Consider the following 16,259-nt stretch of genomic DNA (forward strand, 5'->3'; position numbering starts at 1 on the left):
TTATCCATTTACATTTTCAATAATCATCGCATACCCTTGCCCCACCCCTACACACATAGTAATTAAGGCATATTTTTTATTTTGATCTCGCAATTCTAAGGCTGCGGAATACGCAATTCGCGCTCCGGTTACCCCCAATGGATGTCCTATGGCAATGGAACCGCCATTAGGGTTAATTCGAGGGTCATCATCTTGCAAATCCCATGCTCTAATACAAGCTAGTGCTTGAGAAGCAAAGGCCTCATTAAGCTCTATAACGTCCATATCGTCCATCGTTAGGCCTGCTTTAGCAAGGGCTTTATTGCTCGCCTCTACGGGACCAATTCCCATAATACTGGGCTCTACCCCAACCACAGCCGAGCTGACAATGCGCGCGATAGGGTTTAAATTGTATTTTGAAACTGCTGCTGAAGAAGCAACAATGGTCGCCGCCGCACCGTCGTTTAAACCTGAACTATTTCCTGCCGTAACACTCCCATCTTTTTTGAAGGCAGGTCGCAATTTTGCTAAGACTTCCTTGGAAGTATTTGATTTTATAAACTCATCTTCTGAAAAGATAATCGGATCTTTTTTACGCTGCGGAATTTCTACCGAAACAATTTCCTGTCCTAAACGTCCCGATTGCCTAGCCTTACTCGCCTTCATCTGACTATGATACGCAAACGCATCTTGATCTTGGCGTGAGATGTTATACTTTTCAACCAAATTTTCGGCAGTATTTCCCATGCCATCTGTTCCGTATAAATCGTGCATTTTTTGATTGACAAACCGCCACCCAAAACTGGAATCGTACATTTTGGCATCGGTTCCAAAAGCCGAAGAGGGCTTCGCAATCACATAGGGACCGCGTGTCATATTTTCAACCCCACCAGCAATAAACACATCGCCATCTCCTGCTTTAATGGCACGATTGGCATGAATGATCGCTGAGAGTCCGCTGCTGCACAGTCTGTTGACTGTTTCACCGGGCACGGTGAATGGCAGCCCTGCCAGCAGCAGCGCCATACGAGCCACATTTCTATTGTCTTCACCTGCCTGATTAGCACAGCCTAAAATGACATCGTCAAAGGCATCTTTGGGAATATTTGGATTTCGTTTTACCACTTCAGCAATTACAATGGCCGCTAAATCGTCTGTTCGAACGGCACTTAAGGTTCCTTGATAACTCCCAATGGGTGTTCGTATTCCGTCTATGATATATGCTTCTTTCATAAGTTTTATTCTTCCCAATCTTTTTGTGTTCTGTAAACAACGCCTTTAAATAAGGCAACTAGTTCTTCGCCTCTTTTTACTTCAACAATATTAAAGCCTAGCTTCGTTTTTTGTAAATTCAATGTAGCTTCCGCCGTTAAATAATCTCCTTCTTCTAGAGCTTCAATATGATTTACAGATGTTTCAATAGAAACAGCATATTTTCCATGGGTGTTGGCTGTAAATCCAAAAGCTGTATCGGCTAACGAATAGCTTATCCCCCCATGGGCTTTATTCATACTATTCAGCATTTCTTTTCGTATCGTCATTCCTACTTTACATCGCCCCAATTCACATTCCAAAATTTCGATTCCTAGCCATTGGCTAAAAGCATCTTGCGAAAGCATTTTATATGGAATTCTTTCGCCTTTCATTTAAAAAAAGGTTTTATTTTCAGAACTCATTTTCCGCAATAAGGGTGAACATCGATAGCGGTCTTCACGATAGATGTCATATAAATTATCCATCTGCTCTACGCACCAATCGATTCCTTTTTCATCTGCCCAAGCCAATAGTCCTTTTGGGTAATTCACCCCTTTGGTCATAGCATAATCTATATCTTGAGCCGAAGCAATCTTCCAAAACAAGGCATCTGCCGCTTCGTTGATTAACATGGCTAAAATTCTTTCAAATATCTTTGTACTGTCTGCATGAGATTTTCCGTTAGAATTCAGGATGACAGCTTTGCCGTCTTTGTATTCATAATATCCTTTCCCAGATTTTCTTCCCAGCCAACCTGCTTCCGCATATCGCTTTTGTGTAAACGAAGGCTTGTAACGTGGATCGTAGTAAAAGGCGGTAAATACACTTTCCGTAACAGTATAGTTGACATCATTTCCTATAAAATCCATTAATTCGAAAGGTCCCATACGGAAGCCCCCTACCTCTTTCATAGCCGAATCAATTTCAGAAAAAGAAGCGATTCCTTCTTCATAAATACGCAATGCCTCTCCGTAAAAAGGTCGAGCTACACGATTTACGATAAACCCAGGCGTATCTTTGGCAATAGCCACCGTTTTTCTCCAACTTTTAATAGTTTCTGAAGTGGTTTTTAAAACTTCATTTGATGTTTGAATCGCCGGAATTACCTCCACCAATTTCATTAAAGGTGCAGGATTAAAAAAATGAATTCCTACACACCGTTCTGAATATTCTAATGATGAAGCAATGGATGCTACAGATAACGAAGAGGTATTGGTTGCCAAAATGCATTCGCTAGAAACGTAACCTTCCAATTCTTTAAAGACTTTTTTCTTCACTTCGAGATTTTCCACTATGGCTTCAATCACCAATTGAGAATCGGACAATTCTTTTAAAGAATTGACATAGCGGATGTTATTTTGAATGCTACTTTTTTCAATGCTATCTATTTTGCCTTTTTCTACTAATCGAGTCAATATTTTTTCAAGCGATGTTTTTGCTTTATCTAAGGCACCTTGATTTAAATCAAATATTTTAACGATACAACTCGCCGTTGAAGCCACTTGTGCTATCCCAGATCCCATTGTCCCTGCTCCTATTACTCCTACTCGTTTTATCATTATTTTCCTTTAAAATTAGGTGTTCTTTTTTCTACAAAAGCATTAACGCCTTCAGCATAATCTTCACTTTGAGCGGCTTCAATTTGAAGCTTTCCTTCCATATCTAATTGGTCTTCCAAAGTATTTGTCATAGATTTATTTAACAATCTCTTGGTCATTCCCAATGCTTTGGTGGGCATTTTTGAAAGGGTCGTCGCTACTTTATGCACTTCTTCCTCAAAACCTCCAGATGGTACCACTTTATACACCATTCCTAATCTTTCCGCTTCTGTTGCCGAAACTTTATCACCCAACATCATTATTGCAGATGCTTTCTGAAAACCAATCAGTCGTGGCAAAAAGAAGGTACCACCACTGTCGGGAATTAGCCCAATTTTACTAAATGCCTGAATAAAACTTGCATATTCTGAAGCAATCACCACATCACATGCTAGTGCAATATTGGCTCCTGCACCTGCAGCAACGCCATTGACTGCGGCTATAATTGGTTTTTCTATGGTTCGGATTCGAGATACAATTGGATTGTAATGCTCTTCCAGAATTTTTTTGAAGCCTGGGTTTAGTTCGGGGGAAGTTACCTCCTTCAAATCTTGTCCTGCACAAAAGGCTTTTCCATTTCCTATAATGACAATAGCTCTTACATCTGGGTTTGCATTACAAGCATCCAATTCAGCTTGTAACTTTAACGCCATTTCTCTGTTAAAGCTATTAAACACTTCAGGCCTATTGAGATGCAGCCAAGCCACATTATTTTCTATTTTCGATTGTATCGAACTCATATTTTTTAAGGTAATTTGAAATGAGGATTATAAATAATTCCGATGATATTATCCCAAGGGTCATAAACACTAGCCAACATTAAATCACCCTCAACCTCAAAGGGTTCTTCGTGTTTCTTTGCTCCTAGTTCTAAAAGTATCGCATAAGATTCCTTTACATTTTCAACACCCCAATAATGAAGTACTGTTCCAGTATCCTTACCTTTTGATGTTTCGGTAGGATGCAAACCTAATTCGTATCCACAGACGTTAAAACCAACATAATGAGGTGAGTCATAATAAGCGTTTACATTAAATGCCTTAGCGTACCAATCTTTGGCTTTTTCCAATTCTTCTACCATATAAACTACAGTACGGAGTCCTAAAAGCGCTACTGAATTTTCCATAATCTATTTTAAACATTTAAAATAATCAAAAGGTTCTTGGCAGTCGTCACACTTAAATAATGCTTTACAAGCTGTGGAACCAAACTGACTCACCAAATGCGTATGGGTACTTTCACATTGGGGACACTTTACCAACTTTTGATTGCCCAATAAGGCATCTTTGTCTTTGGTTTCAGAAAGGGGTCGTGCAATTCCATAGGCTTCCATTTTTTTTAGACCCTCTTCGCTTATCCAATCGGTACTCCAAGCAGGAGAAAGTACTAAATCAACTTCTACTATTTTTCCTTTTGCTGTAAAGGCCTTTCGTAAATCGTCTCCAATCACATCCATCGCTGGACAGCCCGAATAGGTAGGTGTTAATTTAATTTTTACTACACCATCTTCCTCGATGGCTTCACGTATCACTCCTAAATCCAAAACTGAAAGCACAGGTATCTCGGGATCTGATACTGTTTGAAGGGTATCCCTCAACTGTGATTCTATTTTGGGTTCTTGAATTAAAGTCATTACCATGTCATATTTGGATAGGTACGTTGAATATATTGAAGATCTGCAAGAATATATCCCATATGTTCGGTATGAATACCTTGTTTTCCTCCTTTTTGAAAATAGGGATTTTCAGGAATGGTGAGCGTGGCTTCCTTCAATACTTCTGCAACTTCTTTGAAATAGGTTTCTTTTAATTCTGAAAGATTGACGCCTATACCACCTCTTACCGATAAATCATCAACCTCTGTCATTTCAAAAAGCTCATTGGTATATTGCCATAAGCCATCAATCGCTTCTTGCATTTTTTGATTACTTTCTTCGGTTCCAACGCCAAGACGCTTTACCCAATCACCAGAAAATCGTTTGTGATAACTCACTTCTTTAATGGCTTTTTTTGCGATGGCTGAAAGTGTTTCGTCTTTGCTATGCTGAAGTTTTTCAACGAATAAATAATTAAAAACATCAAACAAATATTGTCGTGCAATCACAAATCCAAAATGTGTATTGGGCTGCTCTACCAAAAGTACATTTTTATACTCACGTTCTTTTCGTAAGTAGGCCACATCATCTTCAGTTTTATAAATGGCTGAAAGCTTTGCAGCATATTGATAATAGCTTCGGGTTTGTCCAAATAAATCCAACGCAATATTGGTCAAAGCAATGTCGGTTTCCAAATTAGGTCCGTGACCACAAAGCTCCCCCAATCGCTGACCCAAAATGAGATTGTTATCTGCAATACCAAGTATGTAATTATATAGCGTGGTTTTTTCCATTACATATGCTTTACTTCGTCGGGTAAATTATAAAAGGTTGGGTGACGATAAACCTTGTCTTTTGCCGGCTCAAAAAGTTCCCCATTATCTGCTGGGTTTGACGCAGTAATGTATTTACTTTCCACTACCCAAATACTTACACCTTCATTTCTACGGGTATAAACATCTCGTGCGTTTTCTAGAGCCATTTCAGCATCAGCTGCATGAAGACTTCCAAAATGACGATGTTCCAATCCGTTTTTACTTCGTACAAATACTTCCCAAAGGGGCCAATTTTTTTTCATTGGATAAATTTTAACTGGCTTTCGCCACTTTTTTACTTTGTTGTTTTTCGGCATATGCCATCGCTGCATCGCGCACCCACGCTCCATTTTCCCAGGCATCTACTCGCGCCTTCATTCTTTCTTTATTACAGGGACCATGTCCCTTTACCACTTGCCAAAATTCGTCCCAATCAATTTCACCAAAATCATAGTGTCCTGTTTCTTCATTCCACTTTAAATCGGGGTCTGGAACGGTAATGCCTAAAATATCTGCTTGAGGAACTGTTTGATCTATAAACTGCTGACGTAATTCGTCATTGGTTTTACGCTTTAGTTTCCATTTTAAAGATTGCTCAGTATGAACCGAGGCAGCATCAGTAGGACCTAACATCATTAAACTTGGCCACCACCACCTATTTAACGCATCCTGAGCCATCGCTTTTTGTTCTTCGGTGCCTCGGCAAAGAGTTAACATAATTTCAAAACCTTGACGTTGGTGAAAACTTTCTTCTTTACACACGCGCACCATCGCTCTAGCATAGGGTCCAAAGGAAGTATTACAAAGTGGCACCTGATTTATAATGGCAGCGCCATCCACTAACCATCCAATCGCTCCAATATCTGCCCACGTAATGGTAGGATAATTAAAAATGGAGGAATATTTTGCCTTTCCAGAATGTAATTGTTCGTATAATTCTTCACGAGAAACTCCTAAAGTTTCACAAGCCGAATATAGATACAATCCGTGACCCGCTTCATCCTGTACTTTTGCTAAAAGTGCTGCTTTTCTTCGTAATGAAGGAGCTCGGGTAATCCAGTTTCCTTCTGGCAACATTCCAACAATTTCGGAATGCGCATGTTGAGAAATCTGCCGTATATGGGTTTGCCGATACTTCTCTGGCATCCAGTCTTTTGGTTCAATCTTTTCATCACGTTCTATACGTGCTTCAAAGATTTGTTCGAGATTTTTTATTTCTTTTTCACTCATAATCTACTTTTTAGACGTCAAAATCTATTTTTACTTTTTCAGAAAGTGGCACCGATTGACAACTCAGCACTAAATCCTGCCGTAGCTCATCTTCCTCAAGAGCATAATTCACTTTCATTTCAACTTTTCCTTCCAGCACTTTACATTTACACGTACTACACACCCCTCCTTTACAAGCAAAAGGCAAGTCGGCACCTGCACCTAAAGCTGCATCTAACAAGTTGTCATAATCATTGGTCATAGTGAAATGAAATTCTTTTCCACCATCCACTATAGTTACTTCTACCCCTTCAACCTTTTGTTGCGCCAGACGCTCGGCTCTTTTTATATCTTCTTCTGAAAGTCCCGTGACAAACAATTCAAAGTGAATTAATTCTTTTGGCAAGCCAGCTTCCACAAGATAATTACTTACATACTTTACCATGTCTTCGGGACCGCACAAAAACACTTCACTCGTATCTGGTATATCAATAAATGTTTTGGTTAACACTTTCATTTTTTCATCGTCAAAACGACCATTAAACAGTGCTATATCCCGTTGCTCTTTGGTTAAGAAATAATAGATTTCTAATCTTCCAAAATATTGATTCCGAAGTTGTTCCAACGCTTCCTTAAAGATAATAGTTTTTGCGGTTCGGTTTACATAAAAAAGTTTACAAGTAGCGCTAGACTCTAATGCTAAATGCGTTTTTATCATGGACAAAATGGGGGTAATTCCGCTTCCTGCCGCAAAAAATAGATAGTTCTTTGTAGCGGTGGGTTGAGACTTCACTCCAAATTGACCACTAGGTGCCATCACTTCGAGCGTATCCCCTTTTTTAAGGGACTCATTCACAAAGGTAGAAAAAACACCTCCAGGAATCTGCTTAACTGCAACTCTCCAGATACCCTCAATGGGACTAGAGCAAAGGCTATATGAACGACGAACATCCTCACCATTTATATTCGCTTTGAGGGTAAGGTGTTGACCCTGCTGAAATGCAAACTCCTCGTGAAGTTCTTCAGGTATATCAAAACCTAGCACAGTAGTATCTTTCGTTTCTTTATAAACTTCAGATAATTTTAATTTATGAAATGCAGCCATTTTCTTAAATTGGGTTAACAAAACTAACGTTTGTTAGTTTGATTTGCAAGTTAAAAGTTTCTAAACGATTCCCCTAATTAAAACTGCCACCATATCCCTTTTTAGTAAGTTCACATCTAGTTTCCCCCGTTTTTGATACCACAAATACAAGGTTCGGAGAGTAGATAGTATAGAAAACAAAATAACCTCTGGATGACGTGGTTGTAATTGCCCTTGTGCAATGCCATCTTTGATAATAGTACGGAAATTCTCTTCATACCTTTCCCGCATCGTTACAAAATGGGTAACATCTTTTTCTGCCATATGCATCCAATCATTATTAAGGGCTGCTAAAGCTTCAGATTGATTCACTGTAATATCGATATGCAATTCAATAAGCTTTTCAATTTTTTGCAAAGGCGAATTATCCATTTTTTGAATATTCTTCATTCCAGAAGTAAATTCTTCGGCTAAATCTAAAATCAACACCGAAAGGATTTCCTGCTTTCCTTCAATATGATTGTACAAACTCGCCGCTTTTATTCCCATTGCCTGAGCAATATCCCTTACTGTCACAGCACTGTAGCCCTTTTCTTTGAAAAGTTGTGAAGCTTCGGCAATGATTTCAGCTTTACGAGAAGTTGTTTTCATAGGTACTGCAATTTATAAAAAACATCCCTCTAAATCTACCTTCAAAGAGAGACTTTCTTGTGTAATTATTAAAGTAAAATCATTTTTAGTTCTATTTTTGAACCCTTATGACAACTGGATTCGAAAGCAACGAACTTATTGATAGGCTGCCCCCTCATTTAAAGCAGTACATCAAACCACAAAATTATGAGCAATATACGCCCATAAATCAGGCCGTGTGGCGTTTTGTCATGCGGAAAAATGTAGATTATTTAAGTAAAGTCGCTCACGAAAGTTATGTAGAAGGTTTGAAAAAGACAGGAATTTCTATTAATGAAATTCCATCCATGTATGGCATGAACCGTATCCTAAAAGAAATTGGATGGGCAGCTGTGGCTGTGGATGGATTTATTCCGCCCAATGCTTTTATGGAGTTTCAGGCGTATAAAATTTTAGTGATTGCTAGTGATATTCGTCAGTTAGAAAATATTGAATACACCCCTGCACCCGATATTATTCATGAAGGTGCTGGTCACGCTCCCATTATTGCGAGTCCCGATTATGCCGAATATTTACGCCGATTTGGAGAAATAGGAGCGAAAGCCATTTCTAGTGCGCATGATATTGAAATGTATGAAGCGGTGCGTGAACTTTCTATTCTAAAAGAAGCAGAAGGCACTCCACAAGATAAAATTGATGCCGCCGAAGCCAAAGTCCTACAGTTACAAGAAAAAGAAACTGAACCCAGTGAGATTTCATTGATTAGAAACTTACACTGGTGGACGGTGGAATACGGTATGGTGGGTACTGTAGAAAATCCGAAAATTTATGGTGCAGGGTTGCTTTCCTCCATTGGTGAAAGTGAATGGTGCATGAAGGAAGAAGTAAAAAAACTCCCCTATTCTATTGATGCTGCCTATCAAGATTTTGACATTACTAAACCACAACCTCAATTATATGTAACTCCAGATTTTGCCTATTTGCAAGAGGTTTTGGAAGAGTTTGCCAATACCATGGCCGTCCGAAAAGGTGGCTGGCGAGGTTTAAAAAAATTAATTGGCTCCAAGCAAATTGGCACCATCGAATTGAGTACAGGACTACAAATAAGCGGCGTATTTACCAAAATGATTCAAAATGACGATAATGAGGTAGTCTATTTTGAAACTGAAGGGGAGACAGCACTTGCCTATCGTGAAAAAGAAATGATCGGCCATGGGGTGAACCGTCATACAAATGGATTTAGATCCCCTTTGGGAAAATTGAAAGGAATAAATCTTACTATCGAAAATATGGGACCGCGTGATTTACAAGCCTATAATTTCTATGATGGGAAACCTATTTCGTTTGAGTTTGAAAGTGGTATTACCGTGGAAGGTTTAAATGTAACAGGAATGCGTAATTTGAATGGAAAGCTGATGCTTATTCAGTTTACCAATTGCTGGGTGAAATATAAAAATGAGGTGCTATTTTCTCCAGAGATGGGTGATTTTGACATGGCCGTTGGCGAAGATATTGTTTCAGCATTTACAGGTCCCGCAGATTATCATTCGTTTGATTTAGTCACTCATAAGGCCAGTGAAACCGAAACCATTCGCATACAAATTTCAGAGGAAGAAAAAGTACTTAATAAATTATACAGCCAAGTTAGACACTTTAGAGAAAGTGAATCACAAAATGAAGCATTACTTTCAGGGATTTTTGAAATTTTAAAAAATAAGTATCGTGAGGACTGGTTACTTTCTTTAGAAATTTATGAATTGATTTCAAGAAAAAATTCAGAATTTTCAGAGAAAGTTTTACAGCATTTAAACGACCTACAAGCACGTAAACCAAAAATTACTCATTTAATACAAACTGGGCTTCAATTATTATAAACTATGGGATTATTCGATTTTCTATTCGGAAATAAAACAAAAAAGATTGACGATTTTAAAAGCCGTGGGGCTATTATTCTTGATGTGCGCACCAAAGGCGAATACCAAGGCGGAGCCATACCAGATTCAAAAAATATACCGCTACAACAACTTTCGGTTCGCTTAGCTGAAATAAAGAAGTGGAATAAACCCGTTATTACGTGCTGTGCCAGTGGGATGCGAAGTGGAAGTGCTGCTACCATATTACGCAGTAATGGCGTGGAAGCCATGAATGGTGGCGGTTGGTTTAATTTAAGTCAGAAATTATAGTTTTAAGTTTTGTAAATCTTCTTCCTTTTCTACAATTTCAGAATTGTATTGTAAAGTCCAGCCCATTGAACTTGTAAGAATATAAATTTTATGAAGTTCGGCAATGAGTCTGTTTTGAGCGTTCGTTTTCAACTCGGACTTTTCAATCTTTTCACGGAGGGAATTTTCAATTCGAAGCTTTATTTTATTGTAATCTGAAGCGGTAAATTGATTTAAATAATCTTGAGTAACATCGTAATATTCAATATTAGGATTGATGGATATTTCAGGCTCTGGTATACTTACAATCGTCACCGTTTTGGTAGTTTGGTCAACTTTGGTTTCTACTTTACTTAAATCGTAAGCAATAGTCGCTTTTGCATTTACTACAACCAATGCTTTTTTTCTGGCATCAAACAATCCATAAAGTAAGTCTTTGCTATCCGAATAGGAAAAAACCTGCGCATAGGTTCCTTCGGTAACAATTAGCTTTCCAACATTTTTGAGCTCTTTTTCTATTAAAGCCGTCGTTGCCAGGAGTTGTTCCTTTTCATCCTTTCTATGTTCACAATAGCGAAAACAAAAAACAATAAGAAACGAAATCACCATTCCTAAAAAAATGTTCCGCATGGTTCTTTTTCTGAAAGATAAAAAAAGAGAGGCACTTTGCCTCTCTTCTAAAAAATATATTTAGTTAGTTGCTATTTATGGAAACTGGAAAATCCTGCCCGAACCCAAAGCTGGAAGGATACTGTGGGCTTCCCTTATACTTTTCGGAGATTTCGGGCACCCGACTTTCCAAATAGGCTTTTAGTTCGTTTACCGTAATACGATTGTCACCACTATCTGCTTTACCAGAAAGTGCCTCTAATAAGGCATAGGTAAAAACACCATGACCCAACTCATCAAATTCTGTCGCAAATTGCTGACTACCACTTGCAGTAAGCCAATGTGTACCAGTACTTCTGGCTAATTGCGCTATGGCTTTTTCCTCCACAGCTCCCCTAGCTGCAAGTGTTGTTAATGCACCCGCACTTTGACAAGCATCCAATATATATAACTGCTTTTGGGCAATAATTCCGGAAGCGATTTTCTTTAATTCGGTAGCAGAAATTCCCTTTTGTTTTAAAGCACCATCATCACCATACAATTGAGTAACGTCGCTAGGCACCAAATAAAATTCGTTTTCCCCACTCTCGCTCATTACCCCATGTCCCGCATAATAAAAGATAAAAATGTCTTGCGGATTAGCAACCGAAGCGATTTCAGTAAGTTTTGAAATGATATTGTCTCTTATCGCTTCGCTATTTTTTATAAAATACACATGTGTTTTGGAAGTGATTTTCGACAAACCGCTTTGTACACTTTCCTGAAAACCCGTCGCGTCTGCTACAGCATAGTTTAAATTGTATTTTGAATTTTGGTATTCATCTATTCCCACAATAAGTAAATGTGCTTGTATCCCCTGTGGTTTTATTAAAGATTGTTGTGGAGGGTTGTAAATAACATTCAGCTTTTCTGGTGTGCTTTCCGTCCCTTGAGAATTAATAGCGATAGCCGAAAATTCGTTGAGTCCTTCAATTAATTGAACCTCCAATTCCTTTTTATTGGCATCGTGAGTAACATCGTCTTCCACAAATAAATTTCTAGTATTATTCCCAACTAACTTTCCGTTCTGATACAAACGAATTTCCTTCACTTTATTACCATTTGCCTGGGCCTCCAAAATAATTTTCCCTTTTTCAGCATCCACCGTAATCTCACTTACCGAATCATCATCAACATAAAGGTTACGGGAACCTTGAGAATAGCTTAGTGAAAGGTTAGGTGGTGGCGACATACTTTCAAGATTTCCGCTGCTCTTAAATTCTTTTGTAGCAAGCACTTGATACAAAAGGCGTGGTGTATAAAACGTGTCAAAAACACTTTCCAACGGAATAGTTTTCTTATTTTTTATAAAAGCCACTTTATCCCAACCTTCTTGTGAACCATCGAATTGTCCATCTGGAGTATAGGCAATCCAGCTTTGGTCTTCAAAAATGTAAAGTCGAAGCAACTCCTTTAGCGTAAGTAAATCGATAAATTTAATTCCACCAGATTCGGGGGTTGCAATAATAGTATTGGTTACAAAATCACCCTCAAATTTTCCGTAATTATTTAATTTAAAGTTTTGAACTTTCTTCCCAGTAGGAATATGATAGACCATCATTCCTGTATTAAATCCAGCTAAAAGCAAATAATCTTCATTGGGGGATAGGAAACCATCCATCATAAAATTTTCAAAATGTCCCTCAATGCTTCGCTTTACATCGCCTGTGGCAACGTCTAAAATTTCTATTTTATTGGCCGTAGTGTTACAAACCAAAAGCTCTTTTCCACCATTAATGTGAAAGATTCCAAAGTACTTACCATCTTTTGACCACTTTTGAGCTTTAGCACCAAAATCGAAATAATTCAATTTGTCATAAAAAATTTGATCTCCGTGAATTTCACGTGTAGCAAAAGCCACAGCATTATTAAAGGATGCTAAACTGAAGGAATTTTCAAAAAAACTAACGTCTGTATTTAGGGGTTTATAGAAAATTTCTGTATTCGTTTCGGTATTAATAACACGCAATCCATTTGAAGAAATGGTAGCTAATAATTTTGTGTTTGGGCTAAAAGCCGAATGTCTTATGTCTTTATAATTTTCAATAACATCTTTAAAGCTACTGGCATCTCCACGATTAAAAACTTTAATAGGATCTATCGTTGAAGTCACTGCAAACACTTTATCTGAACTTGGATCCACAATCATTTTTGCAGAACTAAAATCATCTCTATAAGTGGCATTATATTTAGTAAACTGAGTAACTTTAGGATGCGCCATAATGGAATAGGTTTTGGTTCCATATTGTGCAGAAAATAATAACTCCACCATATCCCCATTATGATAGCCCACAATTTGCGTAGGTTCAATAACATCATGACCATAGGTTATTAAAGGGGTGTTTTCAAAAAGTTTATATCTACCGTAATTACCATTATAACTCATTTGAGCATAGACATTCGTGTCATTATCAATAACTCCAAAAGCACCATCTTCATTAGAAAAAGCGCCGATTACTTCTCCTGTTTCAGCATTCATTTGAGTTAGCGGCAAAGCATTCATTTGAATCCATAACTTTTTTCCATCTTTACTCTTAGTAACATCAAAAATGGAAGGCATTAATAAGCCTTCAATCTCCTTTTCTATGGGGAATGATTTGTTCCAAAGTACTTTTCGGGAAGCCAGTTCCATTCTCATATACACTGCCTTTGATGCCTGCATATCATACACGGCCCTAAGCACATCCCCATTATTGAACATCGCTATGATGTCGCTATTTAAGGGTTTGTATTCAGAATTTTCAAAGGAATACATAAAGTTATCTCCATAATTTGAAGAAATAAACACAAACTTACCGTTGGGACTAAATTCAAAATAATTTATTTCACCCTCTCCAGGAAAAGGAGGGATATTTCCTGGAAGAAAATTGCCCGTGGCTTCATCTAAAACATATAAGGATGCCATATAGTTTTGGTCCTGTGCAAAAAAAACAAGTTGTCCTTGACCTTCAATTTCAAAGAATAACATAGAAAATATTCTGCCTAAGGAGTAGCCTTTCAGTTTTTCGAAAGTTTCTGTACTAAATACCTCTATGGTATTATTTGCCAGAACATAAGCCTTTCCATCCTTCTCATTAATTTCAATTTGGGTGATAGAATTTGAATAATCTAGAGTTTTATATAGTAATCCAGATTTCTCGTCCCAAAATTTTAGGGTTTTGTCCATATACCCATAAGTAACCAAAACGCCTCTTTTGGAATCCAATGCTGAAGTTGTAATGGATTCGGAATGATTACTCTGAACGACAAATTCTTGTTGTGCTTGCAACCAAAAAGTTACAAAAACAAAACCTACAACTAGTGCTGAGCGTATCATGTTACTTGTGTGTTATTTCAACCATTAAAGGAACCACATACCCTTCGGCACTATCTTTCACCTTAAATCCGGGAGTTCCTGAAGCGTATTGCACCATACTTTTATCGATAAGAGATTCTCCTAAAGCAGCTTTAATTTTTGAAGTAAGACCGCCTTCGGTATTCTGCATTTTTTCAAGGAGTTCTTTTTCGTCAAGTTTTTGCTGGCTAAAAAGAATAAGCAAATAATCTGTTCCTGGGTTATTATCCATCCTAATCACTTTCTTTTCACTTGGGAATGCCAATTCTGAATCTGCACCAATGAGTGGCGACATGCCATCTTCGTAAGGTAAGATTTTATTTATTTTTTGAGTTAAATCTGTTGCGAAAGCATAGATATAACCTTCATTTACATTATTTAAGTAAAAACGGAAGCGTGTTCCCGAAGGATAACCCTCCGTCATTCTATAGGCTACTAAATCTTCTCCTTCCACGTCATCTTCAACTACTAAGTTCCTAGTAGAAATACGGGTAACTTCCATGGGCTGTCCTGTATTGGTTTCAAAACGTAAACTTCCTTCAGGTAATTTTGAAGCAATAGGATTAGGATCCACTTGTCCAGCAGGTAGCGTAGGCTTTATAGGCTGGTTTGGATTATTAGGTTCAACCCGGGGAATTGAAGGTCTATTGGGTTGATTTGGCGTATTAGGCACCACTTTTGGGATTGAAGGAATATTATTTACTTCTTTCCTTTTATAGTAACTATAAGGTTGTAATGCCCCCATGGCCCATTCTTCGTAAACTGAATAAGGAACCCAGATAAAGCCGCCATCACCCCAGCCGGTTCCCCAGCTATTTAAAAGACGAAATGCGCCACCTTCATAATTATCATCATACCCTATAACTACCATAGCGTGATATCCATGCTTTTTTGCCATTGTACCTTTATCGGTTTCTGTAGAACGCCATACTTTAGTTGCCTTGAAAAAACTTTCAGGAAGTTTCATCCCTAATAAAACAGGATATCCTTCGGCTAGTGCTTTTTTTGTGGCATTAGTTTTTACTCCGTAATCTTGGGTATCAAAAAAGAAAAGTGTTTGGTAGTCCCTAATTCTATAATCAATTGCCTCCAATTGAACAGCCGTACTTATTTGAGGGTTGCATTGATAAGGTAATGATTTTAACATGGGAGCTCCTGCCACCTTAAGGGCTTCTAACCCTAATTTAGGATTCGCTCCTTTATTACAGTTTAAATCATCTTCATTTTTAATAATGGCGTAAACATAAGAAGGAGATAAAGCATTCTCTGTTATTGTTTGCTTATTTGTAATCCCTAGGTCTTTTGCCAACATGATAGTACGTAAACCATAAGCACTAGCAAATGCAACGCAAGTACCATATTGGCCTTGATTTCCAGGAATTGGTGAAAACTGCTCTAAAGAATAACTACTTGGCAGGTTATCATAGGTTGAAGCCGTAAACTGTGCTTTATATGGAATACTACGATAGGAATCTTCATCCCAAATCATCCCAGTAGGATAGTCCTGGGCAAAGGAGAAAAAAGAAATGAAAAAGATTATAATAGTTAGATGTCTCATAACGTATGGTTTTTACGTTATAAAATTGCTTTAATTTTTTGAAACATAATATAGGGCATCTGTCGTATAATTAAACACAAAACCCCCTCCAACAATGGAGGGGGTTTTTCTATTTAGTATTTGCAGTGATTATCTTCTAATCAATCGTTTTACTGTTTGTGCGCTTTCGCTTTGGATCTGTACCATGTACACTCCTGAAGCTAAGCTAGAAACATTAAAGGTTCGCTCTGTTGCCATACCACGTAAGTCAACCTGTTGTACCAATCTTCCGTTGGCATCATAGATAACTGCTCTCTCCAACTGGATGTTAGAGGTGTTTGATATCGTTACCTGACCATCGGTTGGGTTCGGGTACATAGCAATGGCGTTATCCAGTGCAATGTCATCCTTGCCA

The 16,259-nt window shown here is 38.0% G+C and carries 17 protein-coding genes; 2 read left to right on the forward strand and 15 right to left on the reverse strand.

Going from position 1 to position 16,259, the window contains the following annotated elements:
- Genes KXJ69_RS12050 through KXJ69_RS12100 form a run of 11 tightly spaced genes read right to left on the reverse strand, consistent with a single transcriptional unit; the run spans position 1 to position 8,184 of the window.
- The gene (locus tag KXJ69_RS12050; RefSeq protein WP_219053368.1) at positions 1–1,212 is read right to left on the reverse strand and encodes a 3-oxoadipyl-CoA thiolase; all 1,212 of its coding nucleotides are present in this window, start codon (positions 1,210–1,212) and stop codon (positions 1–3) included.
- Positions 1,213–1,217: 5 nt separating this feature from the next.
- Positions 1,218–1,625, reverse strand: a complete 408-nt coding sequence (locus tag KXJ69_RS12055; protein WP_219053369.1) for a PaaI family thioesterase — start codon at positions 1,623–1,625, stop codon at positions 1,218–1,220.
- Positions 1,626–2,792 (reverse strand): 3-hydroxyacyl-CoA dehydrogenase NAD-binding domain-containing protein, encoded by a 1,167-nt coding sequence (locus KXJ69_RS12060; RefSeq protein ID WP_219053370.1) that lies wholly within the window; start codon positions 2,790–2,792, stop codon positions 1,626–1,628.
- The gene (locus KXJ69_RS12065; protein ID WP_219053371.1) at positions 2,792–3,571 is read right to left on the reverse strand and encodes an enoyl-CoA hydratase-related protein; all 780 of its coding nucleotides are present in this window, start codon (positions 3,569–3,571) and stop codon (positions 2,792–2,794) included. The genes KXJ69_RS12060 and KXJ69_RS12065 overlap by 1 nt, the downstream gene beginning before the upstream one ends.
- Before the next feature lie 5 nt (positions 3,572–3,576).
- On the reverse strand, positions 3,577–3,957 hold the full coding sequence (locus KXJ69_RS12070) for a VOC family protein (protein WP_219053372.1): 381 nt from the start codon (positions 3,955–3,957) through the stop codon (positions 3,577–3,579).
- Between the two features lie 3 nt (positions 3,958–3,960).
- Entirely contained in the window at positions 3,961–4,464 is a 504-nt protein-coding gene (gene paaD / locus KXJ69_RS12075; RefSeq protein ID WP_219053373.1) for a 1,2-phenylacetyl-CoA epoxidase subunit PaaD, read from the reverse strand.
- Complete coding sequence (gene paaC / locus KXJ69_RS12080) at positions 4,464–5,219, reverse strand: 1,2-phenylacetyl-CoA epoxidase subunit PaaC (protein ID WP_219053374.1); 756 nt, start codon at positions 5,217–5,219, stop codon at positions 4,464–4,466. The genes paaD and paaC overlap by 1 nt, the downstream gene beginning before the upstream one ends.
- Complete coding sequence (gene paaB, locus KXJ69_RS12085; RefSeq protein WP_219053375.1) at positions 5,219–5,503, reverse strand: 1,2-phenylacetyl-CoA epoxidase subunit PaaB; 285 nt, start codon at positions 5,501–5,503, stop codon at positions 5,219–5,221. Before paaB ends, paaC begins: the two co-directional genes overlap by 1 nt.
- A 10-nt stretch (positions 5,504–5,513) precedes the next feature.
- Complete coding sequence (gene paaA, locus KXJ69_RS12090) at positions 5,514–6,470, reverse strand: 1,2-phenylacetyl-CoA epoxidase subunit PaaA (protein ID WP_219053376.1); 957 nt, start codon at positions 6,468–6,470, stop codon at positions 5,514–5,516.
- A gap of 10 nt (positions 6,471–6,480) precedes the next feature.
- Entirely contained in the window at positions 6,481–7,554 is a 1,074-nt protein-coding gene (gene paaE / locus KXJ69_RS12095; RefSeq protein ID WP_219053377.1) for a 1,2-phenylacetyl-CoA epoxidase subunit PaaE, read from the reverse strand.
- Positions 7,555–7,614: 60 nt separating this feature from the next.
- Positions 7,615–8,184, reverse strand: a complete 570-nt coding sequence (locus KXJ69_RS12100) for a TetR/AcrR family transcriptional regulator (protein WP_219053378.1) — start codon at positions 8,182–8,184, stop codon at positions 7,615–7,617.
- Between the two features lie 107 nt (positions 8,185–8,291).
- Between KXJ69_RS12100 and KXJ69_RS12105 the strand changes: the two genes are divergently transcribed.
- Entirely contained in the window at positions 8,292–10,037 is a 1,746-nt protein-coding gene (locus tag KXJ69_RS12105) for an aromatic amino acid hydroxylase (RefSeq protein WP_219053379.1), read from the forward strand.
- A gap of 3 nt (positions 10,038–10,040) precedes the next feature.
- Positions 10,041–10,346, forward strand: coding sequence for a rhodanese-like domain-containing protein (locus KXJ69_RS12110; protein ID WP_219053380.1), 306 nt, complete (start codon positions 10,041–10,043; stop codon positions 10,344–10,346).
- Here KXJ69_RS12110 and KXJ69_RS12115 read toward each other — a convergent pair.
- From KXJ69_RS12115 to KXJ69_RS12130, 4 genes are all read right to left on the reverse strand, one after another.
- Positions 10,341–10,955 (reverse strand): DUF4230 domain-containing protein, encoded by a 615-nt coding sequence (locus KXJ69_RS12115; RefSeq protein WP_219053381.1) that lies wholly within the window; start codon positions 10,953–10,955, stop codon positions 10,341–10,343. The two genes, KXJ69_RS12110 and KXJ69_RS12115, sit on opposite strands and share 6 nt — an antisense overlap.
- A gap of 64 nt (positions 10,956–11,019) precedes the next feature.
- Positions 11,020–14,289 (reverse strand): caspase family protein, encoded by a 3,270-nt coding sequence (locus KXJ69_RS12120; protein WP_219053382.1) that lies wholly within the window; start codon positions 14,287–14,289, stop codon positions 11,020–11,022.
- 1 nt (position 14,290) lies between these two features.
- A complete protein-coding gene (locus KXJ69_RS12125) occupies positions 14,291–15,865 on the reverse strand; it encodes a C1 family peptidase (protein ID WP_219053383.1) in 1,575 nt (524 codons plus the stop codon).
- 129 nt (positions 15,866–15,994) lie between these two features.
- Positions 15,995–16,259 (reverse strand): T9SS type A sorting domain-containing protein (locus tag KXJ69_RS12130; RefSeq protein WP_219051760.1); only part of this gene is annotated, 265 nt, incomplete at its 5' end.

It is taken from the genome of Halomarinibacterium sedimenti (genome assembly GCF_019312585.1).
GTDB classification, from domain to species: domain Bacteria; phylum Bacteroidota; class Bacteroidia; order Flavobacteriales; family Flavobacteriaceae; genus Halomarinibacterium; species Halomarinibacterium sedimenti.